This is a genomic window from Thiomonas sp., from assembly GCF_054608695.1.
In genome coordinates, this window is the sequence record NZ_JBTRXV010000035.1 from 14,016 (window position 1) to 40,130 (window position 26,115).

Below are 26,115 nucleotides of genomic sequence, written 5' to 3' on the forward strand. Positions count from 1 at the left end.
CTGAGGTGTCACTTCACCAGCTTTTCCAACTCGCCCTTATCGAAATGCTCCTCGCGCAAGGCCTCCGGCGGGCAAACGCCCGCGGGGCAAACGCCACGTTGTTCCAGTTCCCGCCAGAGCAGCGCGATTTGATGTTCCAGCCGCGCCGCGTGGTCGATCAGGCCGAGAATGGCCTTGGCCTGCGGGTCGTCGCCGTTCTGCATCACCGCGTAAGCCGAGAAGCCCATGCGCGCCGCGGTGGCCTCGCGTTCCAGCTCGGCCTCTTTCTGGATGATGCGTGCCGGGTTGCCCACCGCCGTGGCCCCCGCCGGCACCGCCTTCACCACCACTGCGTTGGAGCCGATGCGCGCGCCCTGCCCCACGGTGAAGCCGCCGAGCACCTGCGCGCCCGCGCCCACCACCACCTCGGCCTCCAGCGTGGGGTGACGCTTGGCGCCCTTGTACAGCGAGGTGCCGCCGAGCGTGACGCCCTGGTAGATGGTGCAGTCGTCACCGATTTCGGCCGTCTCGCCGATGACCACGCCCATGCCGTGATCGATGAACACGCGCCGGCCGATGCTCGCTCCAGGGTGAATCTCGATGCCGGTGAGGAAGCGCCCCCAGTGCGAAATCCAGCGCCCCAGCCAATGCCAGCCGCGCCGCCACAGGCCATGCGCCAGGCGGTGCAGCATGAGTGCGTGCAGGCCGGGATAACAGGTCAGCACCTCCCAGCGCGAGCGGGCCGCGGGGTCGCGTTCGAGGATGACCTGGATATCTTCGCGCAAGTGCTGGAACATGGAGTCGGAAAGAAGCTTTCGGAGCGGGAGTCGAGTGTATTGGAGCCCCGCATGCGGCGCTGGGCGGCGGCTCAATCCGGCGCGCGCGACGCTGTCTCGTGATCTGGCGGGTCGGTCTGCTGCGCGCCGGGCTTGCCGACTCGCTCCTGAGAAAACGCAGGGCCGCCAGCCACCAGAGTCGGCTGGCCTTCGTGCCGTCCAAGCCTGCGCCGGCAGGCTTGGAGCCGCGGCACTCAGCCCCAAGTTTTCTCATCCCCCTCGGGGGGCAGCCGCCGCATGGCAGCGGCCTGGGGGCGTTCAACCGCCAAGCGCTCCAGCCCAGCCTTGCAAATGCCCCGCAGGATATGCACTTCCTGCTGTGTGAGTTGCGCCCGGGTGGCGAGCCGCGCCAGCCTGGGGAGCAGCTTTTTCGGCGCGGCCGGGTCCAGATAACCCAGCGCCACCAAGGCCCGTTCGGCATGATCCAGCAGGCCCTGCACCTCGGCCTGGGTGGCCGCCACCTCGGCCGGCGGCCCCGGCGGCAGGTTGAAGGCGCCGACAGCCTTGCGCCATTCCCACGCCACGATCTGCACTGCCTGCGCCAGGTTGAGCGAGGCGTATTGCGAATAGGCCGGCAGGCTGAGCAGGGCGTCACAGCGGTACACGGTGTCGTTGTCCAGGCCGTAGCGTTCGCTGCCGAAAACGAAGCCCACGCGCCGGCCCTGCTCAGCCGCCTGCCGCGCCAACTGCGGCAGCCATTCCGGGCCGTGCAGCGGCGGGCCGAAGTCGCGCACGCGCGACGACAGCGCCACCAGCACGCCGCAATCGCCGGCAGCGTCCATCAGGCTGGCGCTGATCTGGGTGGCGGCGAGCACATCGTCGGCGCCGCTGGCGAACGCCAGCGCCTCGGGCTGCTGCAGCACATCCGCATAGCGCGGCGCCACCAGCGCCAGATGCGCGAAACCCATGGTCTTGATGGCCCGCGCCGCCGCGCCCACATTGCCCGGATGGCTGGTGTTCACGAGCACGAACAGCGGCTGCGCGCAGGCGCTTGAACCATCCGGCGTGGCGGGCACACCCCCTCCGATAAAATCCTGCGTCTGCATTCGTTCTTTCACATCCACCCGAGCATTCCTTTTCGAGGCGCCATTGTCGCGTCCTTCGCCGCCACCATGCATCCCATGATCAATGTTGCCGTTCGCGCTGCGCGCGATGCCGGCAAAATCATCAACCGCGCCAGCCTCGACCTCGACCTGCTGCGCGTGACGCAAAAGTCCGCGCGCGACTTCGTCACCGAAGTCGACCGCGCCAGCGAGCAGGCCATCATCGACATCCTGCTCAAAGCCTTCCCGCAGCACGGCATCCTCGGCGAGGAAACCGGCACCACCCACGGCCGGGCGGATTCCGACTACCAGTGGATCATCGACCCGCTGGACGGCACCACCAACTTCATCCACGGCATGCCGGTCTACGCCGTGTCCATCGCCCTGGCCCACCTGGGTGTGGTGCAGCACGGAGTGGTGTACGACCCCTCCCGCGACGAGCTGTTCACCGCCAGCCGCGGCGGCGGCGCCTTCCTCAACAACCGGCGCCTGCGGGTGTCCAAACGCACCCGGCTGGAAGAAGCGCTCATCGGCACCGGCTTTCCTTTCCGCAAGGGCGACGACCTCGACACGTATCTGGAGATGTTCAAGAAGGTGGCCGAACGCTGCGTCGGCCTGCGCCGCCCGGGCGCCGCCGCCATCGACCTGGCCTATGTCGCCGCCGGCCGTTACGACGGCTTTTTCGAGATCGGCCTGAAACCCTGGGACGTGGCGGCCGGCTCGCTGCTGGTCACCGAGGCCGGCGGCCTGGTGGGCAATTTCACCGGCGAATCCGACTTCCTCCACCGCGAAGAACTCGTCACCGGCAGTCCGCGCATCTACGCCCAGCTCGTCACCCTGCTCAAGCCCTACGCCCAAGCCGACCGCAGCGCTCCCGAAGCGGCGCCGAAGCGCATGCGCGCGACGGCAGTGCAAACCGCCACCGCAGCCATCACCCAGCCCGCCGAAGCCGCGGACGACAGCGCACCGTTCTGACGGCAGCGCCTGCCATGGTTCGCGCCCCCTTGCCCGCGCCGACCGACGAGCTGTCGGCGCACACCCCGATGATGCAGCAATACCTGCGCATCAAGGCGCAGCATCCCGACGTGCTGGTGCTCTACCGCATGGGCGACTTCTACGAGCTGTTCTTCGCCGACGCGGAGAAGGCCGCGCGGCTGCTCGACCTCACGCTCACGCGGCGCGGCCAGTCGGCCGGGCAGACCATCGTCATGGCCGGGGTGCCGGTGCAGGCGCTGGACACGTACCTGGCCAAGCTGGTGCGTCTGGGCGAGTCGGTCGCCATTTGCGAGCAGGTGGGCGACCCGGCCACCAGCAAGGGGCCGGTGGAACGGCGGGTGGAGCGCATCGTCACCCCCGGCACGCGATTGGATGACGGGCTGCTGGACGACAAGGCGGACTGCGCCCTGCTTGCGATTGCACCCGCAGCATCCCGGCGCGAACCGCAGCTCGGCCTGGCCTGGCTGGTGCTGACCAGCGGTGCACTGCGCCTGGCCGAATGCGCCCCCGAGGAGCTGGACTCCTGGCTGGCGCGCATCCAGCCGGCCGAAGTGCTGTGGCCGCAAGACCTGCCGGTGCCGGCGGCGCTGCAAACCGCGCTGCCCGGTACGGCCGCCAGCGCGGATGCGCGAAGCCGCCCGTCCGGCGCCATGCTCAGCCCGCGCGCACCCTGGCAGTTCGACGCCAGCGCGGGGCTGGACAAATTGCGGCGCCAGCTCGGCGTGCAGTCGCTGGAGGCCTTTGGCGCGCAAGGCCTGCAACGTGCCCATGCCGCCGCCGCCGCACTACTGAGCTATGCCGAGCAGACGCAGGGACGCTTGCTCAGCCATGTGACCGACCTGCAGGTGGAGCGCGGCGACGACACCGTGCAGCTCGACGCCACGGCGCGGCGCAATCTCGAACTCACGCTCACGCTGCGCGGCGAGCCGGCGCCCACGCTCATGTCCCTGCTGGACGTTTGCCAGACCCCCGCCGGCAGCCGGCTGCTGCGCCAGTGGCTCGCGGCGCCCGCGCGCGACCAGCGGGTGGCACGCGGACGCCATGCGGCCATCGCCGCCCTGCACGCGGGCCCGTGGCAAGAGCTGCGCGCCGCGCTGCGCGGACTGGCCGATCTGGAACGCATCGCCTCGCGCCTGGCGCTGCAGCAGGTGCGCCCGCGGGAGCTGGCCGCAGCGCGCGACACCCTGCGCAAGCTGCCCGAGATCATGGCGCTGGCTGCCAGCTTCGACGACCCGCTGCTGGCGGCGCAGCACGCGGCGCTCTGCCTGCCAGACGCGCCGCTGGCGCTGCTGGATGTCGCCTTGGCCGACCCGCCCGCGCTGAATCTGCGCGACGGCGGCGTCATCGCCACCGGCTTCGATGCCGAGCTGGACGAGCTGCGCAGCATCAGCGGCGATTGCAGCGCCTGGCTGCTGCAGATGGAAGCGCGCGAGCGCGAGCGCACTGGCATTGCCAACCTGCGCGTGCTCTACAACAAGGTGCACGGCTTCGCCATCGAAGTCACCCACGGCCAGGCCGACAAGGTGCCGGCCGACTACCGCCGCCGCCAGACCCTGAAGGGCGCGGAGCGCTACATCACGCCCGAGCTCAAGACCTTCGAGGACAAGGCCTTGTCGGCGCAAGACCGCGGCCTGGCGCGCGAGCGCACGCTCTACGCCGAGCTGGTCACGGCGCTGCAGGCGGCCGTCGGCCCCTGGCAGCGGGCGGCGCGGGCGCTGGCCACGCTGGATGTGCTGGCGGCCTGGGCGGAGCGCGCGCAGACCTGGAACTGGGTCTGCCCGGAGCTGACGGCGCTGCCCGGCATCGAGATTCGTGGCGGGCGCCACCCGGTGGTGCAGGCGCAGGTGGAGCGCTTCGTGCCCAACGACTGCGTGCTGCTGCCGCAAAGCCGCACGCACATCATCACCGGCCCGAATATGGGCGGCAAGTCCACCTATATGCGGCAAACGGCACTGATCGCGCTGCTGGCGTATTGCGGCAGTTTCGTGCCGGCAACATCCGCGCGCATCGGCCCGCTGGACGCCATCCACACCCGCATCGGCGCCGGTGACGACCTTGCCGGCGGCCGATCCACCTTCATGGTGGAAATGACCGAGGCCGCCGCCATCCTGCGTCGCGCCACGCCGCAGAGCCTGGTGCTGATGGACGAAATCGGACGCGGCACCTCCACCTTCGACGGCCTGGCGCTGGCAGCGGCGATTGCCGCGCACCTGCACGAGCGCTGCCATGCCTACGCCTTGTTCGCCACGCATTACTTCGAGCTCACCGCCTTCCCGACCAGCCACCCGGAGGCCATCAATCTGCATGTGAGCGCCGCCGAGCATGGCGACGGCATCGTCTTCCTGCACGAGGTGCAACCCGGCCCCGCCAGCCGCAGCTACGGCGTGCAGGTGGCGCAACTGGCCGGCATGCCGCAGGCGGTGATTCGCGATGCACGCCGCCGGCTCGAAACCCTGCAGCAGGCGCAAAGCGCACAGCTCGCGCAACTCGACCTGTTCGCACCCGCAGCACCGCTGGATGACGCACTGGACAAAGCGCTGGACCCCGCACGCGCCAGCAAACCCGACCCGCTGCGTGAACAACTCGCCGCCGTCGACCCCGACGCCTTGAGCCCGCGCGATGCGCTCGACCTGCTCTACGCGCTGCAAGTCGTCGCACGCGAAAACCCGGCCGACTGAAGCCGGCTGCCGCAACCCGCGATCGTTCACCGATCATCGCCGCAACCGATGTCCTCCCCATCCGCAAGCTCCGACCCCGGCCCTGACGCCCGCCCCCTGCTGATCTTCTCCCACGCCAACGGCTTTCCTGCGGGCAGCTACCGCAAGCTCTTCGCCATGCTGGGCGCGCACTTCGAGGTTCAGGCCCCGCCCCGGCTCGGCCATGACCCTGCGCATCCCGTCAGCGATGGCTGGCCGCAGCTGCAGCGCGAATTGCTCGCTTTCGTGCAGGCGCGCGCGCAGGGCCGCCCGGCGGTGCTGGTCGGTCATTCGCTCGGCGGCTTTCTCAGCCTGATGCTGGCCCGCGCTCACCCCGAACTGGCGCGCTGCGTCGTGCTGCTGGACTCCCCGGTCATCGCCGGCTGGCGTGCGAGTGCGCTGTGGTTCGGCAAGCGCAGCGGGCTGATCCGGCGTTTCGCCCCGGTCGCTCCGGCGCTGCGGCGGCGGCAGGAATGGCCCGATGTGCAGGCCGTGTTTGCGCACTTCGCCAGCAAGCCCGGCTTTGCCCGCTGGGACCCCGAGATGCTGGCCGATTACGCCGAAGCCGGCACCCGGCAGCTCGGGGGTCAGCGCGTGCTCGCCTTCGAGCGCGACATCGAGGCCCGCATCTACGCCACGCTGCCGCATCGCCTGGGCCGCCTGCTGCGCCGCCCGCCTGCCGTGCCGGTGGGTTTCATCGGCGGCACCGCTTCGCAAGAATTGCGCATGGCCGGCCTGGCTGCGACGCGCCAACTGGTCGGCACGCATCTGCGCTGGATCGAAGGCGGCAGCCACTTGTTCCCCTTCGAGCAGCCGCAGGCCACGGCCGAGGCCATCGCCGCGTTGGTGCGGCAACTGACGGCGTCTTGAGGCCCAAGACGCTGCATGGCGCGGCCCTGCGCTGCGGCGCGGAAAGGCACGCAGGCGCCTTCCTATAATGCGTGTTTACCGGCCCATTACGGCGACATGACCCAATACGTTTTCGTCACCGGTGGTGTGGTGTCCAGCCTCGGCAAGGGCATCGCAGCCGCCTCACTGGCCGCGATTCTCGAGTCGCGCGGCATCAACGTCACCCTCATCAAGCTCGACCCCTACATCAACGTCGACCCCGGCACCATGTCGCCGTTCCAGCACGGCGAGGTGTTCGTCACCGACGACGGCGCCGAGACCGATCTGGACCTCGGCCACTACGAGCGCTTCATCCGGCGCTCCATGCGCCGCACCAACAACTTCACCACCGGGCAGATCTACGACAGCGTCATCCGCAAGGAGCGCCGCGGCGAATACCTCGGCAAGACGGTGCAGGTCATTCCGCACATCACCAACGAGATCCAGGAATACATCCGCCGCGGCGCCGGTGTCGGCACCGGCGACGAGGCGGAAGTGGCCATCGTCGAAATTGGCGGCACGGTGGGTGACATCGAATCCCTGCCCTTCCTGGAAGCGGTGCGGCAGATGAGCCTGCGCATGCCGCGCCACCACAGCGCCTTCATCCACCTGACGCTGGTGCCGTTCATTCCCGCCGCCGGCGAGCTCAAGACCAAGCCCACGCAGCACAGCGTGCAGAAGCTGCGCGAAATCGGCATCACCGCCGACGCCCTGCTGTGCCGCGCCGACCGGCCGATTCCGGACGACGAGCGCGAGAAGATTTCGCTGTTCGCCAACCTGCCGCAGGAAGCCGTCATTTCGGTGTGGGACGCCGACAGCATCTACAAGATTCCGCGCATGCTGCACGAGCAGGGTCTGGACACGCTCATTTGCGACAAGCTCAAGCTCGTCGGCGGCCCGGCCGACCTGTCCGCCTGGGATGCACTGGTGGCCGCCGAGGCCCACCCGCGCCACAACCTGCGCATCGCCATGGTGGGCAAGTACACCGATCTGTCGGACTCGTACAAATCGCTCAACGAAGCGCTGCGCCACGCCGGCATCAAGAACGCGGCCAAGGTGGCCATCACCTATCTCGACTCGGAAACCCTGGAGCCGGGCAATATCGAGCAGCTCGACGCCTTCGATGCCATCCTGGTGCCGGGCGGCTTCGGCAAGCGCGGCGTGGAGGGCAAAATCCTGGCGGCGCAATATGCCCGCGAGCAGCGCATTCCGTATCTGGGCATCTGCTTAGGGATGCAGGTGGCCACCATCGAATACGCCCGCCACAAGGCCGGCTTGAGCCACGCCAACAGCACCGAGTTCGACCCCGACACGCCCCACCCCGTCATCGCCCTCATCACCGAGTGGCAGGGCAGGGACGGCGCGGTGCACCAGCGCAGCGAGCAGTCCGACCTCGGCGGCACCATGCGCCTGGGCGCGCAGGAGTCGCAGGTGCAAGCCGGCTCGCTCGCCCACGCCATTTACGGCGACACGGTGAACGAGCGCCACCGTCACCGCTACGAGGCCAATGTGCGCTACCTGGACGCGTTGCAGCAGGCGGGCCTGGTCATTTCGGCCTACACCACGCGCGAGCACCTGACCGAAATCGTCGAGCTGCCGCAAAGCGTGCATCCCTGGTTCATGGGTGTGCAGTTCCATCCCGAGTTCAAGTCCACCCCGCGCGACGGCCATCCCCTCTTCACCGCCTTTGTCCAGGCCGCGCTGGCACGCCGCCAGGCCAAGATTGGGGCGGCCAACATCACCGCGCCGAGCGCCGCGGCCCACGCCTGAAGCACCATGCAACTCTGCGGATTTGAAGTCGGCCCCGAGCAGCCGCTGTTCCTCATCGCCGGACCCTGCGTCATCGAGAGCGAACAACTCGCCATCGACACGGCCGGCACGCTCAAAGCCATCTGCGCCGACCTCGGCATCCCCTTCATCTTCAAGTCCTCGTTCGACAAGGCGAACCGCTCGTCGAGCAAGTCGTTCCGCGGCTTGGGGATCGAAGAGGGTTTGCGCATCCTGGCGAAGGTGAAGCAGCAGATCGGCGTGCCGGTGCTCACCGACGTGCATGAAGACACGCCGCTGGCCGATGTGGCCGCCGTGGTGGACGTGCTGCAGACCCCGGCCTTCCTGTGCCGCCAGACCAACTTCATTCAGAACGTCGCCCGCCAGGGCAAGCCGGTGAACATCAAGAAGGGCCAGTTCCTCGCGCCCTGGGACATGAAGAATGTGGTGGACAAGGCACGCGCCGTGGGCAACCAGCAGATCATGGCTTGCGAGCGCGGCGTGAGCTTTGGCTACAACACCCTGGTGTCGGACATGCGGGCCTTGGCCACCATGCGCGACACCGGCTGCCCGGTGGTGTTCGACGCCACGCACTCGGTGCAGCAGCCCGGGGGCATGGGCGACAAGTCCGGCGGCCAGCGCGAGTTCGTGCCGGTGCTGGCACGAGCCGCGGTGGCGGCGGGCATCTCCGGCCTGTTCGCTGAAACCCATCCAGACCCCGAGCATGCGCTGTCCGACGGGCCCAATGCCGTGCCGCTCAAACACATGCGCGCCCTGCTGGAGAGCCTGAAAGAGCTCGACGCCGTGGTCAAGCGCCGCGGCTATCTCGAAGATCAGTTGCGCTGAGCCGGGTCACCGCGGCGCGGTGGCCAAGACCCCCTCGTAACCCCCGAAACCGAACAACGTTGGAGATCCCATGAGTGCAATCGTCGACCTGAACGCCCGCGAAATTCTCGACAGCCGGGGCAACCCCACGGTGGAATGCGATGTGGTGCTGGAAACCGGCTTCCTCGGCCGCGCCGCCGTGCCCTCGGGCGCGTCCACCGGCACGCGCGAAGCGGTCGAACTGCGCGACGGCAATGTGCAGCGCTATGGCGGCAAGGGCGTGCTGCGCGCCGTCGAACATATCAACACCGAAATCACCGAGGCGGTGATGGGCCTTGACGCGTCCGAACAGTCCTTCCTCGACCGCACCCTGATCGAGCTCGACGGCAGCCCGAACAAGTCGCGCCTCGGCGCCAACGCGCTGCTGGCGGTGAGCATGGCCGTGGCCAAGGCGGCGGCGGAAGAAGCCGGCGTGCCGCTGTACCAGTACCTCGGCGGCTTCTCGGCCTGCGAGCTGCCGGTGCCGATGATGAACGTGATCAACGGCGGCGCCCATGCCAACAACACCCTGGACATGCAGGAATTCATGATCATGCCGGTGGGCGCGCCCAATTTCCGCGAAGCGCTGCGCTACGGCGCCGAGGTGTTCCATGCGCTCAAGGGCATCATCCACCACCGCGGCATGCCCACCACCGTGGGCGATGAAGGCGGTTTTGCGCCAAACGTGGCAAGCCACGAGGCAGCGCTGCAACTCATCGTCGAGGCCATCGAAAAAGCTGGCTTCAAACCCGGCGAGCAGGTGGCCATCGCGCTGGACCCAGCGGCGAGCGAGTTCTACAAGGATGGCAAATACCACCTTGAAGGCGAGGGCCTGGTGCTGGAAAGCGCCGAGCTGGTTGCCCTGTACGAAAGCTGGATTGGCAAATACCCCATCGTCTCGATCGAGGACGGCCTGGCCGAACAAGACTGGGACGGCTGGAAGCACCTGACCACCACGCTGGGCAAGAAGGTGCAGTTGGTCGGCGACGACATTTTCGTCACCAACACGGAAATCCTGAAGCGCGGCATCGAGCAGGGCATTGCCAACTCCATCCTGATCAAGGTCAACCAGATCGGCACCCTGAGCGAGACCTTTGCTGCCATCGAGATGGCCAAGCGCGCCGGCTACACCTCGGTGATTTCGCACCGCTCGGGCGAAACCGAGGACACGACGATTGCCGACATCGCCGTGGCCACCAATGCCGGGCAGATCAAGACCGGCTCGCTGTCGCGCTCGGACCGCATCGCCAAGTACAATCAGCTGCTGCGCATCGAGGAAAACCTCGGCGACGTGGCACGCTTTTCCGGCCGCGCCACGTTCTACAACCTGCGCTGAGCACGGCTGCAGCCAGCAACAACGGCGTCGGACGTGCGAGCCATGCGCTGGGTCACCATGCTCTTGCTGGGTGTGCTGCTGCTGCTGCAGTGGCCGCTGTGGTTCGGTGAACGCAGTTGGCCGCAGGTGCGGCAACTGCGCGTCAACCTGGAGGCCCAGCACCAGGCCAACGACCAGGCACGCCAACAGAACCAGCGCCTGGAAGACGAGGCGCACGATCTGCGCCATGGCATGCAGGCGGTGCAGGATCGCGCCCGGCGCGAGATGGGCATGGTCAAGCCCGATGAGATCTTCGTGCAGGTGCTGCCAGCCTCCAGTCCACTGCCGCCGACCTCGCCCACCGGCTCGCAGCCAGCCGCCAATACCGCCAAACCCAAGCCGCGGCACTGATGCCGTGCGCCGCACGCGCGCTGTAGGCCACGCTGCAGGTCACAGCCGCGACCTGGCTGGAGGTCATGGCCGCCGCGCTGGCCGCAGTCGGCATCGCCCGCAACGAGCTGGAGAGCATCTGCTCCGCACCGCAGCTATTGCCGCTGCGGTGGCGCCGGAGGCTGGTTGACTTCGGGGCGAAACAGTTGGGCTGCGTCCACCAGGTCGAACGCATATTGAGCCCCGCAGAACTCGCAAGTCACATCGACCTCGCCCTGCTCCTTGAGCACGGACTCGACCTCACCCTGGCCCAGCATGCGCAGCATGTCGGCCACCCGCAGCTTGGAGCAGGTGCAGTGAAAATGCGGCGCCTGGGGGTTGAACACACGCGGCTCTTCCTGCCAGAACAGCTTGTGCAGCAGTTCCTCGGGCAGGCCCCGCAGCAACTCATCGCGCGACAACGTGGACGCCAGGTGCACGGCCCGCGAAAAATCCTCGTCGGCCTGCTCCTCGCTGCTCGCAGCGCCCAGCTTGCCGCCTGAGTCCGGCATGCGCTGCAGCAGCAAGCCGCAGGCCGCCTCATCGTTGCTGGCCAAGATGAGCCAGGACGGAATTTGCTCCGACTGGGCGAGATATTGCTGCAGCACCGTGGCCATGCTGCCCAGCGCCTCGCCGTCGGCATCGGCCAGCGAGACGATGCCCTGGTAAGGTTGCTGGCCGGGCATTTTGTTGCGCGGGTCCAAGGTGATGACGCAGCGCCCCAGGCCATGGGCGTTGGCGAGTTCGGGCAAGCTCGCCGCCTGCGCTGAGAGCCCTTCGGTTTTGACGGTCGCGCGCAGGCCGAAATCCGGTTGGCACTCAGCCACGGCCAGTTGCAGCGGGCCATCACCCTGAATCTGCAGAATCAAGGTGCCATCGAACTTCAAGCTGCCAGCCAACAGGGCCGAGGCCACGGTCATTTCCCCGAGAAGGCTCTGCACCAGCGCATCGTGCTGACGCCGCCGGCGCATCTCCTGCCAAGTCGACTGCAGCCTCACCACCACGCCACGTACATGACCAGTCCCGAGCATGAACTTGAACAGCGTGTCGCTCATCTTTGCTCCTTCGGGCGGCCGAGCGGATCGCTCATGTTTGCACCCTCGCGCTGCGCGCGGTCCCTCCGGGAGGGACGTCGCTCTCCTTCGGGCGGCCGAGCGGATCGCTCATGTTTGCACCCTCGCGCTGCGCGCGGTCCCTCCGGGAGGGACGTCGCTCTCCTTCGGGCGGCCGAGCGGATCGCTCATAGCCGAGGATGAGCATCGCATCCGCAAACTCCTTGCCCTCGGTCACGAGCGCCCCAGCGCCCACCAGGCAGTTGCGGCCGATGCGAGCGCCGTTGAGCACCACGGCCCGGATGCCGATGAGGCTGCCCGCGCCCACGGCGCAGCCATGCAGCATGGCTTGATGGCCGATGGTCACCCCTGCACCAACCGTCAGCGGGAAACCGGGGTCGGTATGCAGTACAGCGCCTTCTTGCACATTGCTGTTGTCGCCAACGACGATGGGTTCGTTGCCGCCACGCAGTACGGCGCCATACCAGACGCTGACGCCAAGACCCAGCTTGACACGGCCGATCACCCGCGCGGTGCCGGCAACGAAGGCATCGGCGGCCACCTCGGGGCGTATGTTTTCAAGTTGGTAGAGCGACATGGCTGACGGTGTGAACCAATGGGTGGCAGGAACGGGATTCCAAATCTTGGACTTCAAGTGAGAATAGTGCATGCACGCCCTGTCTGCCCGCCTGATACCCGCCTGCTGCGCACGGCGCCGGAATCCGGCAAATCCCGCCCCCCGATGAACTGGCCCCTCGTCCGTTTACGACCCGGCGATCCGTTCCCGCCGGCCGATCAGGCACTGCCTGCAGAGGCTCCGTTTCCGGGGCTCCTGGCGGTTGGCGGGCGGGTCGATGCCGACAGCCTGGAGGCCGCCTACAGCCAGGGAATTTTCCCCTGGTTCGGTCCAGGCGAGCCCCCCATGTGGTGGAGCCCCGACCCACGCATGCTGCTCGCGCCCCATGATCTCAAGGTGCGGCGTTCGCTGCGGCAATCGGCCCGGCGCGTGATGGACAACGCGGATTACAGCCTGCATGTCGACCGCAACTTTCGGCGTGTGATGCTGGCCTGTGCCGCCCCGCGCCGCGATACGGCCGAGACCTGGATCGTGCCCGCCATCGTCGACGCTTACAGCGCGCTGCATGCGCGCGGGCAGGCGCACAGCTTCGAGCTTTGGTGCGCCGGCGAACTCGTCGCCGGGCTGTATTGCGTGGCGCGCGGCGGGATGGTGTTCGGTGAATCCATGTTCACCCGCGTGAGCGATGGCTCCAAGATTCTGCTCATGGCCTTGTGCGGCTTTTGCCTGCGGCATCGACTCGGCCCCATCGACTGCCAGCAACAGACCTCGCACCTCGCGAACATGGGGGCCGGGCCCTGGCCGCGGCCGGTGTTTCTGCAAATCCTCGGGCAGGCCCTGGTCAAGCCCGGCCCGCCTTCATGGCAGTATGATCGGTCACAGTTCCAGCGCGACTGCGCCCCCTGGCTGTGACCCATCCGAAAGAACTTCCGTTCACCACACTGCAGTTCTATTCGACTGCCAGTTACCCCTGCAGCTATCTGCCCGGGCTGCAGGCGCGCTCGCAAGTGGCCACGCCCAGCCACCTCATCCACGCCGATGTCTACACCAACCTGGTGCAAGCCGGCTTTCGCCGCAGCGGGCTGTTCACGTATCGGCCGCAATGCGACAACTGCAAGGCCTGCATTCCGCTGCGGGTGCTGGCGCAGCGCTTCACCCCCAACCGCACGCAACGCCGGGTCTGGGCGCGACACGCCAGTCTGAAGGCCACTGTGCTCAAGCTCGGCTTCGTGCCCGAGCATTACCAGCTTTATCTGCGCTACCAGGCGCGGCGCCATGCCGGCGGCGGCATGGACCAGGACAGCATCGACCAGTACACCCAGTTCCTGCTGCAAAGCCGGGTGAACACGCGTCTGGTGGAGTTCCGCAAGCCCGCGCCGGGAACCGACAAGCGCGGCACGCTCAAGATGGTGTCCATCGTCGACCTGCTGTGCGATGGGCTTTCGGCCGTCTACACCTTCTACGAACCTGACGATGCCGGGGCCAGCTACGGCACTTACAACGTGCTGTGGCAAATCATGCAGGCCAGGGCCATGCATTTACCGCATGCTTATCTTGGTTACTGGATCGCCGCCAGCGAGAAAATGGCCTACAAATCGCGCTTCCGGCCCAACGAGGCCTTCAGCGATGGCCGCTGGCTAGAATCCGCGCCTTGACCGCAGCACTCCCAGCCCATGCCTCGCGCCTGTCTAGCCATCCTGTTCAGCATCGTTTTCCTGCTCCCTCCTTCCAGTCACGCCTTCGGGCTGGGCAGCGTCAAAAGCTGGGCTGACGGCGTCGGCGCCAACCTCAGCAACATCTACGACAACGGCACGTCCGACGCCTTTGTCTCTGGCTACACCTGGCACGATCCGGGTACCTACACCGCCGCCAAACGTGCTGAACTCAACAGCCGCGCCTGGGGCCTGGGCTGGGGCAAACACATCGAGGATGCCCATGGCAACGACCAAATGGTCTATGCCATGGTGTTTTCCGATTCCCACTGGAATGCAGAGCCTGTGATTGGCTATGCGAAGCAATGGCAGTGGCGCCCTTTCGACGGCGATTTCAAGCTCGGAGCTGGCTACACCGCAGCCATCACCTCGCGTGCGGATCTTGCCAAGAATTTTCCCATCCCGATCGCACTGCCGCTGCTGTCCGTCGGCTATCGCGACCTGACGCTCTACAGCGTGCTCATCCCCCGCTTCAACGGTTCGCCCAACAACGGCAACGTCGCCTTCTTGTTCTTGCGCTACGCCTATTGAAACCGGCGCCTGAGTGCGCTCAACGCGGCCCGCGGCGGGCGAATTGATTGCGGAATAAACCGCCTGCGGGCGTTGGCAAATCCCGGTAGCGGCTCCAGCCCGCTGCCAGTGGCAGATGCTCGATGCGCTGGCGCGAGCCGCCCACCCGCGCCAGCATCCAGACCAGCACCGCACTGGTGGGGCGGTAAAGCCTGGGATGCAGCGCGGCAAACGCCCAGACCCGCAGTGCGAGGCGCTCGAAACGAGGATGCAAATCGCGCTCGAACTGCTTCTCGCGCAGCTTGCGCAACAAGTCCGGCAAGGGAATGCTCATGGGGCAGACGACCGCGCACTGACCACAAAGCGTTGCCGCGTGAGGCAAATCCAGCGCCTGCTCCAGCCCCACGAAATTGGGGGTCAGCACCGAACCCATGGGCCCTGGGTACACCCAGCCGTAAGCATGGCCGCCGACCTTCTGGTAGACCGGGCAGTGATTCATGCAGGCACCACAACGAATGCAGCGCAGCATCTCCTGGAACTCGCCGCCCAGCAGCTCGCTGCGGCCGCCGTCGAGCAGCACGAAATACATCTGCTCGGGGCCATCCGGCTCGCCCTCGGCGCGCGGCCCGGTGAGCAAGGACACATAGTTGCTGATGGTCTGCCCGGTGGCCGAGCGCGGCAGCAGACGCAGCACCGCGGCGAAGTCTTCCAGCGTCGGCAGCACCTTTTCAATCCCGGTGATGGCCACATGCACCCGTGGAAGAATGGTGCACATGCCTTCGTTGCCCTCGTTGGTGACCACCGCCACCGAGCCGGTTTCGGCAATGAGAAAGTTGCCTCCCGTGATGCCCAGATCGGCCTGCAGGAACCGCTCGCGCAGCACTTCACGCGCCTCCCGCGCCATGTCGGGGATATCGGTCTTGCGCGGCTTGTCGTGCACGCGCGCGAACAAATCGGCAATCTCGTCCTTGTCCTTGTGCACCACGGGGGCGATGATGTGCGAGGGTGCCTCGTTGTCGTTGATCTGCAGGATGTATTCGCCCAGATCCGTCTCCGTGACGCCCACGCCGGCCTGCTGCAAGGCGGCGTTGAGCGCCATTTCCTCGGTCACCATGGACTTGGATTTGATGGCCGATCGGCAGCCATGCTTGCGCGCGATGTCCACCACCAACTGCGCCGCATCGGCCGGGGTCGCAGCCCATAGCACGGTGGCGCCCCGGCGCGTGGCCTCGGCCTCGAAGCGCATCAGCCAGACGTCCAACTCGGCCAGGGCATGGTCGCGCCGCGCCACGGCAGCCGCACGAATGGCCTCGAACTCGGGCAATGCGGCCACAGCCGCCGAGCGCCCCGAGACGAACTTGGCCGAGAGCTTTTTCAGGTTCTGCTGCAATCGCTGATCGGCCAGTTTTGCCCCGGCCCTGGCTTTGAAATGCATGCTCTGCACTTGCATCATGCGTCTCCGGGTTCAGTGCCTGCCAGCACTTCGGCGATGTGCGACACCCGGGTTTGGGTGTCGCCGATACGGCGCAGACGACCCTCGATGTGCAGCATGCAACCCAGGTCACCCATCACCACCGCCTCGGCACCACTGGCATGAATATGGGCGCATTTGTCATCGGCGATGGCCGCCGAGATGTTGCCGTATTTCACCGCGAAGGCGCCCCCAAAGCCGCAGCATTGTTCGCACTGCTCAAGCTCCACCAGTTCAACGCCGGCATGCAGCGCCAACAAGTTGCGCGGCTGCCGCTTGATGCCAAGTTCACGCAGGCCTGAGCAACTGTCGTGGTAGGTGAGCCGTCCGCTGTAGGCGCCAGGCAGGCTTTTCAGCCCGGCGACATGGGTCAGAAAATCGGTGAGTTCGTACAGACGCGGCTGGAGCCGCTCGTAGCGGCGCAGCAGGTCGGAATGGCCATTGAACAAATCGGCGTAATGCGTCTTGATGGTGCCCATGCAGGAGCCGGATGGCGCCACAACGAAATCGAAGGCCTCGAATTCGTCCAGAAACTTCTGCGCCAGCAAGCGCGCAGTGTGTGCATCGCCCGAGTTATGGGCCGGCTGACCGCAGCAGGTCTGGTCCATGGGCACGACAACCTCGTAACCCGCATGCTCCAGCAAGCGCGTGGCTGCCCACGGAATGGAAGGCCGCATGCCGTCGGCCAGACAGGTGATGAACAATCCTACTTTGGGTCGCATGAGGTCATTATCGGTGTCGGCATTGGCGATGGGCAAGGTTCACCCGCACTGGCATATCGGGGCGGAACGGCCTTCTTTTCGGATGACAGGCTCCCATTTCGCCATCTAAAATGCAGGCCATGAAGCCTTCATCCACCAGCGCCAACCGCGAACAGCCCACCATCCAGGTCATCGAGCGCATGTTCGCCATCCTGGATGTCTTGGCCGCGCACTCGGAGCCGATGCCGCTGAAAACAATATCCGAGCGTACGGGACTGCATCCCTCCACCACCCACCGGATTCTGAACGATATGGCCATGGGGCATTTGATCGATCGATGCGAACCCGGTGTCTATCAACTCGGCATGCGCCTGCTGGAATTGGGCAACTTGGTGAAAGCGCGCTTGAGTGTGCGCGACGTGGCGCTGGGCCCCATGCGGGAATTACACCGACTGACGCATCAGCCGGTGAACCTCAGCATGCGACAGGGCGATGAGATCGTCTATATCGAACGGACCTACAGCGAGCGCTCTGGCATGCAGGTGGTGCGTACCGTGGGGGGGCATGCGCCCTTGCATCTCACCTCGGTCGGCAAGCTCTTCCTGGCCTCCGATGATGTGCTGCGCGTCAAGGCCTACGCCTTGCGAACCGGCCTGGTTGGCCACACCCGCAACAGCATCACCAACGCCGCGCAACTGGAAGGCGAACTGGCGCGCGTGCGGCAGTTGGGCTATGCGCGTGACAACGAAGAACTGGAGCTTGGCGTGCGCTGCATGGCCGCCGGCATCTACGACGACTCCGGGCAGTTGGTCGCCGGCCTGTCGCTCTCGGCACCAGCCGACCGGCTGCAGGAGGATTGGCTCGAGAAGGTGATGGATACGGCGGCCAACATTTCCGCTGCGCTCGGGTACAGGCCCAAGAACGGCGGCACCGTGGTTCGTCGAGTTTAGGGCTCGCCTGAGGCTTACTCGTTGACCGAGGTTCGGATCAGTCGCACGGAGGAATCGGCCGGCAAGGGGTCGGTCCGTGTCAGCACGGTACGCCCCGAGGTTTCCATCCAGTTGCGGATGCGCTCGGCGTCGCCAAAATGGGAGTATTTGCCCCAGGCATCGAGCAGAACCACGATGACCTTGCGCCCCTGCACCACGGCATTGAGCACCAGGCAATGACCCGCTTCGTTGATGTAGCCGGTTTTTTGCAGCAGGATGTCCCAGCCGCGGTTGAAAATCAGGTGATCGGTGTTGCGGTACTGAAGCTGGCGATGGCCCACGTCCACGGTGCTTTTTTCGTGCGTGGAGAACTCGCGGATCAAGGGGTAGGCGTAGACCGCCTTCACCAACAGCGCCAGATCGTGCGCGCTGGATTCATTCTGCGGCGACAGCCCGGTCGGGTCGATATAGCGGGTCTGGGTCATGCCCAGCAACTGGGCCTTGTGGTTCATGGCGAGCATGAAAGCGTCGATGCCGCCCGGGTAGGTGCGCGCCAGCGCATGGGCGGCGCGGTTCTCGGACGACATCAGGGCCAACTTGAGCAGCTCTTCACGGCTCAACTTCATGCCGGGACGCAGACGAGAACTACTCCACTTCAGCGTGTCGATGTCCGCATCCGTGATTTCGATGATCTGACCCATGGGCAGATGTGCGTCGAGGATCACCGCGGCCGTCATCAACTTGGTGAGCGATGCAATGGGGCGCACATCCATCGCGTTCTTGCTCAACAACACTTGATTGGTCTGCGCATCGATCACCAGAGCAGAGCCGGAACGCAAAGCAATCGGATCATCCGACGTCGCCAGCTTGGCTCTGGACATGGGCTCATCGGCAACAACGCGCCGAACCGTAGCTTGCACGTGACGCGCCGTTTTCACGCGCGCTACAGTCTTGTTGCGTTGTGCTGGCAGCACAACGTGCACGCGGCCGCGCTTGGCCGATTTGACAAGCGCCACGGGCCGCTTCTTCGCCAAAGGCTTCTTTGGGATCAGGCGATGAGGCATTGCCTTGCTGGTCTTGCCAGACGCCGAAACCGACCCGTCTCGATCAGCCGCCAACGCAGCGCCTGCGCCCGTCACGAACAAGGCGAACACAAGCATCAGCGACAGCAACACAGCAACCCCCTGTTTGGACGTTTGGAGCAAAAGTGGGGGCGCATGGCGTGAATGGCGTGGGTTAGCGCGCAGCGTAACAAAACCCAAAAATGGATGCAAGATCAAAAGTTTGCACCTTGGACTTGAGGTGAATCCAGAATTGAGCAGATCGCTTCGACCTGTGATTCGTCCTCGGACAAGGCAAGGAAGACATGCATCGCCGCTCGGCTCGGACACGGCGCCCAAAGAAAACGGCCACCGCGTGTGGCCGTTGACCTGCTTGACCCTGATGGGTTTTGCTGATTCTGGTGGGTGGTACAGGGATCGAACCTGTGGCCCCTGCCGTGTGAAGGCAGTGCTCTACCGCTGAGCTAACCACCCAAACGTGAAATTATGCCACAGGGTCATGCGCTTACGGGCAACCCGAGAACGGCTCTTCGCTTCCCTGGGAAAACGCGCGAAGTGGCGCATCCGGAGTTCAATGCAGGGCGGCATAAATGCTCTGCGCCAAGTCGCGTGAAATACCGTCGACCGTCATCAAGTCTTCGACGCTGGCGGTGGCGACGCCGCGCACTCCGCCGAAGCGCGAGAGCAGGCGCGCGCGACGCTTGGGGCCGATGCCGGCAATGTCCTCGAGCTTGGAGCTGCCGGTCCGGGTGCGCGCCCGTTGCGCCCGCATGCCGGTGATGGCGAAGCGATGCGCCTCGTCGCGCACCTGCGCCACCAGCAGCAGCGCAGGGCTGTCGGGCGGCAGCGTCACCTTGGGACGTCCGTCGGCGAACACCAGTTCCTCCAGGCCAACCTTGCGGCCCTCGCCCTTCTCCACGCCCACCAGGCGGGCGATGTCCAGGCCCAGTTCTTCGAACACCTCGCGCGCGGCGGACACCTGGCCACGGCCGCCGTCGATCAGCACCAGATCGGGCAGCTTGGCCAGCTGGGTCTCGGCCGCCTCGGCCAGCTTGGCGTAGCGGCGGGTGAGCACCTGGCGCATGGCGGCGTAGTCGTCGCCCGGGGTGATGCCGTCGATGCGGTAGCGGCGGTACTGCGACGACTGCATGGCATGGTGCTGGAACACCACGCAGGAGGCCTGGGTCGCCTCACCCGCCGTGTGGCTGATGTCGAAGCACTCCATGCGCAGAGCGTCCAGATCCTGCGTATCCAGGCCGAGCGCATCCGCCAGCGCACGGGTGCGGTGGTGCTGCGCGCCCTCCTCCGCCAGCAGCCGCGCCAGCGCCAGTTGCGCGCCCTGCGCCGCCATGTCCAGCCAACGCCGGCGCGTGCCGCGCGGTGCGGTCACAAGCTGGCAACGCTGGCCGCTGTGCTGCTGCAAGGTCGCCATCAAATCGGCATCCACGGGAACATTGCAAACCAGCACCGGCGGCAACGGCAACTCCAGGTAATGCTGGGCGACGAAGGCATCGAGCACGGCCCGCAAGGCGGCGATGTTGTTCGAGACCTCAGTGGAACCATCGTCGGCTTCCTCCGGGGACGGTGCCTCGGAAGACGCTGCGCCAACCTCACCCGGCGCCGCCACATCCAGCCAGCGCACATGGCTGGGAAAGTAGGCACGGTCGCCGAGGTGCCGGCCGCCACGCACCATGGCCAGGTTGACGCAGGCGCGGCCACCCTGCAGCACCACAGCCAGGATATCGGCATCCTGATCGCTGCCCACCTCCATGCTCTGCTGGTGCAGCACGCGCGACAGGGCCGTGATCTGGTTGCGCGCCACGGCCGCCTCCTCGAAGCGCAGATGCTCGGCCAGGTCGTGCATGCGCAGCTCCAAATCCTTCAGCACGCCGTCATGCTCGCCGCGCAGAAAACGCGTTGCAGCGGCGACGTCTGCGGCATAAGCCTCGCTCGAAATGCGCCCCACGCAAGGGGCCGTGCAGCGATGAATCTGGTGCAACAAACACGGTCGGCTGCGGTTGGCGAACACGGTGTCTTCGCAAGTGCGCAGCAGGAAGACCTTCTGCAGCAAGGCAATGCTTTCCTTGACGGCCCAGGCGCTGGGATACGGCCCGAAGTAGCTATGCCTGCGGTCCACCGCGCCACGGAAATACACCATGCGCGGAAAGGCATGGCCGGTGGTGAGCTTGAGATAGGGATAGGATTTGTCGTCGCGGAACAGAATGTTGTAGCGCGGGTCCTGCGTTTTGATCAGGTTGTTTTCCAGCAGCAGGGCCTCGGCTTCGGAGCCGGTCACCGTGGTGTCCAGCCGCGCGATGCGCGACACCATATGGCCGATGCGGGTGCCGCCGTGGTCTTTCTGAAAATAACTGGACACGCGCTTTTTCAGGTCGCGCGCCTTGCCCACGTACAGCAGCGTGCCATCGGCCGCGAAATAGCGATAGACCCCGGGCAGATGAGGCAATGCGGCAACCTGCCGGGCCAACGCCTCGGGGTCGGCCACATCGGCGACGTCTGCTGCGGGGCGCGGCATTTCCGGTGGCTGGTTCATCTTTTTTGACGGGTCAAAGGCCTGCCCCGGCCTCACGTGAGGCCTCGGAGAACACCGCGCGGAACATGGCCGGTGTGAGTCGTCCGGTGTTCTGGTTGTAGCGGCTGCAGTGGTAGCTGTCGTACAGGGTGATGCCGCGCAGTTCGTGACGCGCGCCATGCGCGAAGCGGGCTGCGGACGCCTTCAGGCCCAGAGCCATGAGCACCGCACCGTGGCCCACCGTGCCCAGCGCGACGATCACCTTGAGTTGCGGCATGGCCTGTATCTCGGCCTCCAGATAGGAGTTGCAGGCGTGCACCTCGGCAGGCAGAGGCTTGTTGTCGGGCGGGAGGCATTTCACGCTGTTGCAGATGCGGCAGTTCAGCAACGCCAGCCCGTCGCCCGCGGTGATGCTGGAGGGGTGATCGGTGATGGCCACCTGCGGCTCGCGCCGCGCCAGACCCAGTTCGGTGAGCGTGCCGTACAACAGCGGCCCGGCGCCGTCTCCGGTGAACGGCCGGTTGCTGGCGTTGGCGCCGTGCAGGCCGGGCGCCAGACCCACCACCAGCATCGACGCCGAAAGCGGGCCGAAGGATGGAACCGGCAGGCAGGTGTAACCCGGATGGCGCGCATGCACCGCATCGCGAAAATCCGCCAGACGTGAACAGCGACGACAATGTGCGTCGTACACACTCACCTTCGAACCGACGGCGCCTGCGCCGCCTAGCTGATGAACCAACGGGATACCTGGGATCTGTTCTGTCATGTCGTGGACAACTTCGGCGACATCGGCGTGGGCTGGCGTCTGGCACGCCAGCTCGCGCACGAGCATGGCCGCAACGTGCGGCTGTTCGTCGATGATTTGAACACCTTCCGCGTCATTTGCCCGCAGGTCAATCCGCGCCTGGCACAACAGAGCGTGGACGGCGTTCAGGTGTTCAACTGGGGCCGCCAACTCCAGCTCGAACCCGGCGACGTGGTGGTCGAGTTGTTTGGCTGCAAGCTGGCCCCAGCCTTCCTGGAACGCGTCCAGCAGCGTGGTGCCGAGGGCCTGCGCTGGTTCAATCTCGAGCACCTCAGTGCCGAACCCTGGGTCGAAGGCAGCCACCTCAAGCCGTCGCCCCAGCCCGGCGGCATCAACAAGCTGTTCTTCTTTCCCGGCTTCACCCCGGCGACCGGCGGCCTGATCCGCGAGGCCGATCTGCTGGCCCGGCGCGACGCCTGGCAGGCCATGCCCGCCGCCCGCCGCATCGCCCTGCGCTCGCTCAGCCTGCCGCCTCCACCCGAGCATGCCACCACCGTGGTGCTGTTCAGCTATGCGCGTGCAAAGATGGAGTCCTGGCTGCAAAGCCTGGCCGCAGCCGATCGTCCCACCGTGCTGTGGATCTGTCCCGGCCCCATCATCGAAGCCGTCAACGACTGGCTGCATATGCAACTGCTCACCGGCCAGACCACGGTGCGCGGCAGCCTCACCCTCTGCGCCCTGCCCTTCATGCCGCAGGAGCGCTTCGACGAACTGCTGTGGGCGGCCGACGTCTGCATCGTGCGCGGCGAAGACTCCTTTGTGCGCGCGCAGTGGGCCGCGCGACCCATGGTGTGGCACATCTACCCCCAGCAAGACGGCGCGCATGACAAGAAGCTCGATGCCTTTTTCGACCTGTATCTCAAGGATGCCCCGGCCGACGTGCGCGACGCCATCATTCCGCTGTGGACGGCCTGGAACCGCAACCTCGATCTCGACAGCGCCTGGTCCGGGTTCGTCGCCGCATTGCCGCAACTGCGCCGCCACGCCCGCACCTGGTGCAACCGCCTGGCCAGCCAGCCCGATCTGGCCAGCCAGCTGCTGACCGCTGGCCGCACCCTTCAGGCTCGCATACTGCCGCTGTAGTCAACTGTCTTGGCCCGCCCCGGCTAAAATGATGCGTTGACTTTTCAACAGACACCTGTTCTCCCCCGATTTATGAAACTCGCTCAAGAAATCCGCGCCGGCAATGTCATCATGGTGGGCAAGGATCCCATGGTCGTGCAAAAGACCGAATACAGCCGCGGTGGCCGCAACGCCGCCACGGTGAAAATGAAGTTGAAGAACCTGCTGACCAGCGGCGGCACCGAAGTCGTCTACAAGGCCGACGACAAGCTCGATCAGGTCATGCTCGACCGCAAGGACTGCACCTATTCCTACTTCGCCGACCCCATGTATGTGTTCATGGATACCGAGTACAACCAGCACGAAGTGGAAAAAGACAACCTCGGCGACGCCATCAACTACCTTGAAGACAGCATGCCCGTCGAAGTGGTGTTCTACGACGGCAAGGCCATCTCGGTGGAAATGCCCAACACCGTGGTGCGCGAAATCATCTACACCGAACCCGCCGTGAAGGGTGACACCTCTGGCAAGGTGCTCAAGCCGGCGAAGATTTCCACCGGTGTGGAAATCCCGGTGCCGATCTTCGTTGCCACCGGCGACAAGATCGAAATCGACACCCGTACCGGCGAATACAAAGGCCGGGTCTGAGCACGGCCCGTCGCAGGACTCAACCGAGATTTCCCATGAGCCGGTTGGAGCGGGCTGGTAGGTTGGCTTCCTGCAGGCGCACGCCGCCGGTCTCCAGCAGCAGCACGGGCCGCACGGGGCGGGCGGCCTCGCAGTCGCGCAAGGCCAGTTCCAGCGCGCCGGCGATCTTGGCCCCGGAGACTTCGCCGATGCTGCCGCCCTGGAATGCGCCTTCGATGGACAGCGCCACGGCGGCATGGCCGTCCAGGGTGCCGCGCGCGCCATGTCGGCGAAGGGCAGGCGAAGCGCCTCCGCCGAGCGCAGCATGCGCAGCCTCACCAGTTCTGGAACCGTGAGGGCGGTTGATAGAGGGCGCCCGACCAGTCCACCAGGTCCTCGATGCTGCGCGCCGCCAGCAAGGAGCGCTTGGCCTGCAGCGGACTGACGCCGAGGTCGGCCGGATAGGCGACGATGCCGCGCGCGTGAAGGTTGCGCGCCACGGCAGCGTCCGAGCGCTGGCCGATCGGCGTGACGGCGATCGCAGCCAGCGCGGCACGACGCTCCTCCTGGCCCTGCGCCTTGTTACAAGTAGGCGATGCCCTCTTCGGTCACCACATGCGTGACGTCATCGCCGTAGATCATGATCGGCGCGATCGGCATCCCGCTCTTTTCCCCGACCGCGATGGCGTCCAGCGCCTCCACCAGCGCCGGCACGCCGCCTTTCTGGTACGTCTCGACCAGTTGCACCACCAACTTGCGCCCCCGGACAACCGGCGCGTCGGCGGTGATCAGCAACAGCCAGGCGGGGGAGGGATGCCGGCGACCACGCGGGTCATGCCCCATGTTGGGCGCGCCGCCGAAGCCCGTCAGCCGCCCCAGCGTCACGGTCGAAGCATGGGCGTCGGCGTCCATCTGCAAGGTCGAGCCGATGAACAGGTCCACCCCGTATTGGCCCGCCAGCTGGCACAGCACGCGGTTGGAGCGCATCGAGCCGTCGCGGCCGATGAAGAACACGTCGGAGCGGGCGGCAACGTAGTTTTCCATGCCGACTTCGCTGCCAAAGCAATGCACGCTCTCCACCCAGCCGCTCTCGATCGCCGGAATCAGCGTGGGATGCGGATTGAGCGCCCAGTTGCGGCAGATTCTGCCCTTCAGCCCCAGCGATGCGCCATAGGTCGGCAGCAGCGGTTCGATCGCGGCGGTGTCGTATCCGATGCCGTGGTTCAGCGACGTGACCTGGTAGCGCTCGTAGATGCCGCGGATGGCCATCATCCCCATGAGCACTGCAGATCGGTGATGTGGCGCGGATCTCTCGTGAACAGCGGTTCGATGGCGAACGGCCGGTCCGCGACGACCACGAAGTCGACCCAGGAGCCGGGAATGTCGACCCGCGCAAGCTCGTCGGCCCATGCATTGACCTGGGCAATGACGATGCCCTGCCGGAATGCGGCGGCCTCGACGATGGCGGGCGTGTCCTCGGTATTCGGCCCCGTGTAGAGGTTGCCCTGCGCGTCGGCCTTCTCGGCGCAAACCAGCGCGACTTGCGGGCTCAGGTCGATGAACCTGCGCGCGTCAAGCTCGACATAGGTGTGAATCTCGCGCCGATCTCCAGCTTGCCGTCCTCCAGCAGTTGGGCAACGCGCAAGCTCTGAGGCCCCGCAAAGGCGAAATCCACCCGCCGCGCGATTCCGCGCTCAAACAGCGACAGGTGCTCGGGTCGGCTGATGCTCGAAATCAACAGGTGCAGATCGTGCACGCGGCGGGCATCGACCTGCGCCAAGCTGCGCGAGAGAAAGTCCGCCTGCTTCTGGTTGTTGCCTTCGAGCGCGACGCGGTCGCCGGGCGCCAGCAGCAGCTCTCCAGCGCCTCGACCATGCGCTCCGCGGGCAAGATGCAGCCGTCCGCCAGATGCGCCACGGCGCTCAAGCGGCGCATCTTCTCCGCGCGCCGGGTGTTCCAGCCCGTGGCTTGACGGCCCAAGGAGGCGGATCCAGGCGTGGATTCCAAAAGTTGGGGCCTGTAAAATACAAAAAAGATGATTCTGCATTCTTTGTGCAAATCTCTGTATCCGCAATACGGGGTTTTCCAGGACACAACAGGCTGCGTCTTGCCTTCATGATGGGCGATCCCGCTAGCATTCCATTCACACCCATGGACAAGAGCATTTCCCTCGCTGATCGCCTGCGCGAGTCCATCGAAGAGGACATCGCCACCGGGAAACTGCCGCCCGGCACGCCCCTGGACGAAGCCGAGCTGACGCAGCGC

At 66.0% G+C, this 26,115-nt stretch carries 22 protein-coding genes, 1 tRNA gene and 2 pseudogenes; 13 read left to right on the plus strand and 12 right to left on the minus strand.

All coding sequences use genetic code 11. The annotated features are described in order from the left end of the window. Positions 1-8: 8 nt before the first annotated feature. Both cysE and ACYCUK_RS12580 read right to left on the minus strand, forming a co-directional pair. Entirely contained in the window at positions 9-776 is a 768-nt protein-coding gene (gene cysE, locus ACYCUK_RS12575; RefSeq protein WP_461595095.1) for a serine O-acetyltransferase, read from the minus strand. A 233-nt stretch (positions 777-1,009) separates the two neighbouring features. Continuing rightward, on the minus strand, positions 1,010-1,861 hold the full coding sequence (locus tag ACYCUK_RS12580; RefSeq protein ID WP_461595096.1) for an RNA methyltransferase: 852 nt from the start codon (positions 1,859-1,861) through the stop codon (positions 1,010-1,012). A gap of 66 nt (positions 1,862-1,927) precedes the next feature. Here ACYCUK_RS12580 and ACYCUK_RS12585 point away from each other — a divergent pair, with 66 nt between their 5' ends. The 7 genes from ACYCUK_RS12585 to ftsB all read left to right on the plus strand — a co-directional run bounded on the left by ACYCUK_RS12585 (position 1,928) and on the right by ftsB (position 10,795). After that, a complete protein-coding gene (locus ACYCUK_RS12585; protein WP_461595097.1) occupies positions 1,928-2,833 on the plus strand; it encodes an inositol monophosphatase family protein in 906 nt (301 codons plus the stop codon). Between the two features lie 14 nt (positions 2,834-2,847). Further along, positions 2,848-5,532 carry a DNA mismatch repair protein MutS gene (gene mutS / locus ACYCUK_RS12590; RefSeq protein ID WP_461595098.1) on the plus strand — a complete coding sequence of 895 codons (2,685 nt, stop codon included), beginning with the start codon at positions 2,848-2,850 and terminating at the stop codon, positions 5,530-5,532. A 48-nt stretch (positions 5,533-5,580) separates the two neighbouring features. Then, positions 5,581-6,420 (plus strand): alpha/beta fold hydrolase, encoded by an 840-nt coding sequence (locus ACYCUK_RS12595; RefSeq protein WP_461595099.1) that lies wholly within the window; start codon positions 5,581-5,583, stop codon positions 6,418-6,420. Positions 6,421-6,516: 96 nt separating this feature from the next. Beyond that, complete coding sequence (locus tag ACYCUK_RS12600; RefSeq protein ID WP_461595100.1) at positions 6,517-8,208, plus strand: CTP synthase; 1,692 nt, start codon at positions 6,517-6,519, stop codon at positions 8,206-8,208. A gap of 6 nt (positions 8,209-8,214) precedes the next feature. After that, on the plus strand, positions 8,215-9,051 hold the full coding sequence (kdsA, locus tag ACYCUK_RS12605; RefSeq protein WP_461595101.1) for a 3-deoxy-8-phosphooctulonate synthase: 837 nt from the start codon (positions 8,215-8,217) through the stop codon (positions 9,049-9,051). A 70-nt stretch (positions 9,052-9,121) separates the two neighbouring features. Beyond that, positions 9,122-10,405, plus strand: coding sequence for a phosphopyruvate hydratase (eno, locus tag ACYCUK_RS12610; RefSeq protein ID WP_461595102.1), 1,284 nt, complete (start codon positions 9,122-9,124; stop codon positions 10,403-10,405). A gap of 42 nt (positions 10,406-10,447) precedes the next feature. Beyond that, entirely contained in the window at positions 10,448-10,795 is a 348-nt protein-coding gene (ftsB, locus tag ACYCUK_RS12615) for a cell division protein FtsB (RefSeq protein WP_461595103.1), read from the plus strand. A 134-nt stretch (positions 10,796-10,929) separates the two neighbouring features. Here the strand turns inward: ftsB and hslO are convergent, their stop codons facing one another. Next, positions 10,930-11,868 (minus strand): Hsp33 family molecular chaperone HslO, encoded by a 939-nt coding sequence (hslO, locus tag ACYCUK_RS12620; protein WP_461595104.1) that lies wholly within the window; start codon positions 11,866-11,868, stop codon positions 10,930-10,932. A gap of 31 nt (positions 11,869-11,899) precedes the next feature. Next, positions 11,900-12,463, minus strand: a complete 564-nt coding sequence (locus ACYCUK_RS12625; RefSeq protein WP_461595105.1) for a gamma carbonic anhydrase family protein — start codon at positions 12,461-12,463, stop codon at positions 11,900-11,902. A 144-nt stretch (positions 12,464-12,607) separates the two neighbouring features. Here ACYCUK_RS12625 and aat point away from each other — a divergent pair, with 144 nt between their 5' ends. Genes aat through pagP form a run of 3 tightly spaced genes read left to right on the plus strand, consistent with a single transcriptional unit; the run spans position 12,608 to position 14,685 of the window. Beyond that, the gene (aat, locus tag ACYCUK_RS12630; RefSeq protein ID WP_461595106.1) at positions 12,608-13,354 is read left to right on the plus strand and encodes a leucyl/phenylalanyl-tRNA--protein transferase; all 747 of its coding nucleotides are present in this window, start codon (positions 12,608-12,610) and stop codon (positions 13,352-13,354) included. After that, positions 13,351-14,097, plus strand: a complete 747-nt coding sequence (locus tag ACYCUK_RS12635) for an arginyltransferase (RefSeq protein WP_461595107.1) — start codon at positions 13,351-13,353, stop codon at positions 14,095-14,097. The genes aat and ACYCUK_RS12635 overlap by 4 nt, the downstream gene beginning before the upstream one ends. Before the next feature lie 18 nt (positions 14,098-14,115). Continuing rightward, on the plus strand, positions 14,116-14,685 hold the full coding sequence (pagP, locus tag ACYCUK_RS12640) for a lipid IV(A) palmitoyltransferase PagP (RefSeq protein ID WP_461595108.1): 570 nt from the start codon (positions 14,116-14,118) through the stop codon (positions 14,683-14,685). A 19-nt stretch (positions 14,686-14,704) separates the two neighbouring features. Here pagP and ACYCUK_RS12645 read toward each other — a convergent pair whose 3' ends face one another. After that, positions 14,705-16,114: a LutB/LldF family L-lactate oxidation iron-sulfur protein gene (locus ACYCUK_RS12645; protein ID WP_461595109.1), complete on the minus strand. Its 1,410-nt coding sequence runs from the start codon at positions 16,112-16,114 to the stop codon at positions 14,705-14,707. After that, positions 16,114-16,857: a (Fe-S)-binding protein gene (locus tag ACYCUK_RS12650; RefSeq protein ID WP_461595110.1), complete on the minus strand. Its 744-nt coding sequence runs from the start codon at positions 16,855-16,857 to the stop codon at positions 16,114-16,116. The genes ACYCUK_RS12645 and ACYCUK_RS12650 overlap by 1 nt, the downstream gene beginning before the upstream one ends. A gap of 119 nt (positions 16,858-16,976) precedes the next feature. Between ACYCUK_RS12650 and ACYCUK_RS12655 the strand changes: the two genes are divergently transcribed. Then, positions 16,977-17,786, plus strand: coding sequence for an IclR family transcriptional regulator (locus ACYCUK_RS12655; RefSeq protein WP_461595111.1), 810 nt, complete (start codon positions 16,977-16,979; stop codon positions 17,784-17,786). Between the two features lie 14 nt (positions 17,787-17,800). Here the strand turns inward: ACYCUK_RS12655 and pbpG are convergent, their stop codons facing one another. From pbpG to ACYCUK_RS12675, 4 genes are all read right to left on the minus strand, one after another. Beyond that, entirely contained in the window at positions 17,801-19,156 is a 1,356-nt protein-coding gene (gene pbpG, locus ACYCUK_RS12660; protein ID WP_461595112.1) for a D-alanyl-D-alanine endopeptidase, read from the minus strand. A 69-nt stretch (positions 19,157-19,225) separates the two neighbouring features. Next, positions 19,226-19,300, minus strand: a tRNA-Val gene (locus tag ACYCUK_RS12665). A 97-nt stretch (positions 19,301-19,397) separates the two neighbouring features. Continuing rightward, the gene (gene uvrC / locus ACYCUK_RS12670; RefSeq protein ID WP_461595113.1) at positions 19,398-21,377 is read right to left on the minus strand and encodes an excinuclease ABC subunit UvrC; all 1,980 of its coding nucleotides are present in this window, start codon (positions 21,375-21,377) and stop codon (positions 19,398-19,400) included. Positions 21,378-21,390: 13 nt separating this feature from the next. Continuing rightward, positions 21,391-22,095, minus strand: a complete 705-nt coding sequence (locus ACYCUK_RS12675) for a uracil-DNA glycosylase (RefSeq protein WP_461595114.1) — start codon at positions 22,093-22,095, stop codon at positions 21,391-21,393. Between ACYCUK_RS12675 and earP the strand changes: the two genes are divergently transcribed. After that, complete coding sequence (gene earP / locus ACYCUK_RS12680) at positions 22,087-23,244, plus strand: elongation factor P maturation arginine rhamnosyltransferase EarP (protein WP_461595115.1); 1,158 nt, start codon at positions 22,087-22,089, stop codon at positions 23,242-23,244. The genes ACYCUK_RS12675 and earP overlap by 9 nt on opposite strands. Positions 23,245-23,316: 72 nt before the next feature. Beyond that, positions 23,317-23,871: an elongation factor P gene (efp, locus tag ACYCUK_RS12685; protein WP_461595116.1), complete on the plus strand. Its 555-nt coding sequence runs from the start codon at positions 23,317-23,319 to the stop codon at positions 23,869-23,871. Between the two features lie 58 nt (positions 23,872-23,929). Here the strand turns inward: efp and ACYCUK_RS12690 are convergent. After that, positions 23,930-24,130: pseudogene (locus tag ACYCUK_RS12690) on the minus strand (biotin-independent malonate decarboxylase subunit beta); the annotation flags it as partial. A gap of 55 nt (positions 24,131-24,185) precedes the next feature. Continuing rightward, a pseudogene (mdcA, locus tag ACYCUK_RS12695) lies at positions 24,186-25,785 on the minus strand (malonate decarboxylase subunit alpha). Between the last annotated feature and the right edge of the window lie 330 nt (positions 25,786-26,115).

Bases quoted from the DNA above. Each gene is read 5' to 3' on its own strand.
- ACYCUK_RS12585 (WP_461595097.1), top strand. From the start codon at position 1,928: ATGCATCCCATGATCAATGTTGCCGTTCGCGCTGCGCGCGATGCCGGC.
- ACYCUK_RS12600 (WP_461595100.1), top strand. From the start codon at position 6,517: ATGACCCAATACGTTTTCGTCACCGGTGGTGTGGTGTCCAGCCTCGGC.
- ACYCUK_RS12655 (WP_461595111.1), top strand. From the start codon at position 16,977: ATGAAGCCTTCATCCACCAGCGCCAACCGCGAACAGCCCACCATCCAG.
- pagP (WP_461595108.1), top strand. From the start codon at position 14,116: ATGCCTCGCGCCTGTCTAGCCATCCTGTTCAGCATCGTTTTCCTGCTC.
- ftsB (WP_461595103.1), top strand. From the start codon at position 10,448: ATGCGCTGGGTCACCATGCTCTTGCTGGGTGTGCTGCTGCTGCTGCAG.
- earP (WP_461595115.1), top strand. From the start codon at position 22,087: ATGAACCAACGGGATACCTGGGATCTGTTCTGTCATGTCGTGGACAAC.
- ACYCUK_RS12650 (WP_461595110.1), bottom strand. From the start codon at position 16,857: ATGCGACCCAAAGTAGGATTGTTCATCACCTGTCTGGCCGACGGCATG.
- cysE (WP_461595095.1), bottom strand. From the start codon at position 776: ATGTTCCAGCACTTGCGCGAAGATATCCAGGTCATCCTCGAACGCGAC.
- uvrC (WP_461595113.1), bottom strand. From the start codon at position 21,377: ATGAACCAGCCACCGGAAATGCCGCGCCCCGCAGCAGACGTCGCCGAT.
- aat (WP_461595106.1), top strand. From the start codon at position 12,608: ATGAACTGGCCCCTCGTCCGTTTACGACCCGGCGATCCGTTCCCGCCG.
- mutS (WP_461595098.1), top strand. From the start codon at position 2,848: ATGGTTCGCGCCCCCTTGCCCGCGCCGACCGACGAGCTGTCGGCGCAC.
- kdsA (WP_461595101.1), top strand. From the start codon at position 8,215: ATGCAACTCTGCGGATTTGAAGTCGGCCCCGAGCAGCCGCTGTTCCTC.
- ACYCUK_RS12645 (WP_461595109.1), bottom strand. From the start codon at position 16,114: ATGCAAGTGCAGAGCATGCATTTCAAAGCCAGGGCCGGGGCAAAACTG.
- eno (WP_461595102.1), top strand. From the start codon at position 9,122: ATGAGTGCAATCGTCGACCTGAACGCCCGCGAAATTCTCGACAGCCGG.
- hslO (WP_461595104.1), bottom strand. From the start codon at position 11,868: ATGAGCGACACGCTGTTCAAGTTCATGCTCGGGACTGGTCATGTACGT.
- ACYCUK_RS12595 (WP_461595099.1), top strand. From the start codon at position 5,581: ATGTCCTCCCCATCCGCAAGCTCCGACCCCGGCCCTGACGCCCGCCCC.
- ACYCUK_RS12580 (WP_461595096.1), bottom strand. From the start codon at position 1,861: ATGCAGACGCAGGATTTTATCGGAGGGGGTGTGCCCGCCACGCCGGAT.
- ACYCUK_RS12625 (WP_461595105.1), bottom strand. From the start codon at position 12,463: ATGTCGCTCTACCAACTTGAAAACATACGCCCCGAGGTGGCCGCCGAT.
- efp (WP_461595116.1), top strand. From the start codon at position 23,317: ATGAAACTCGCTCAAGAAATCCGCGCCGGCAATGTCATCATGGTGGGC.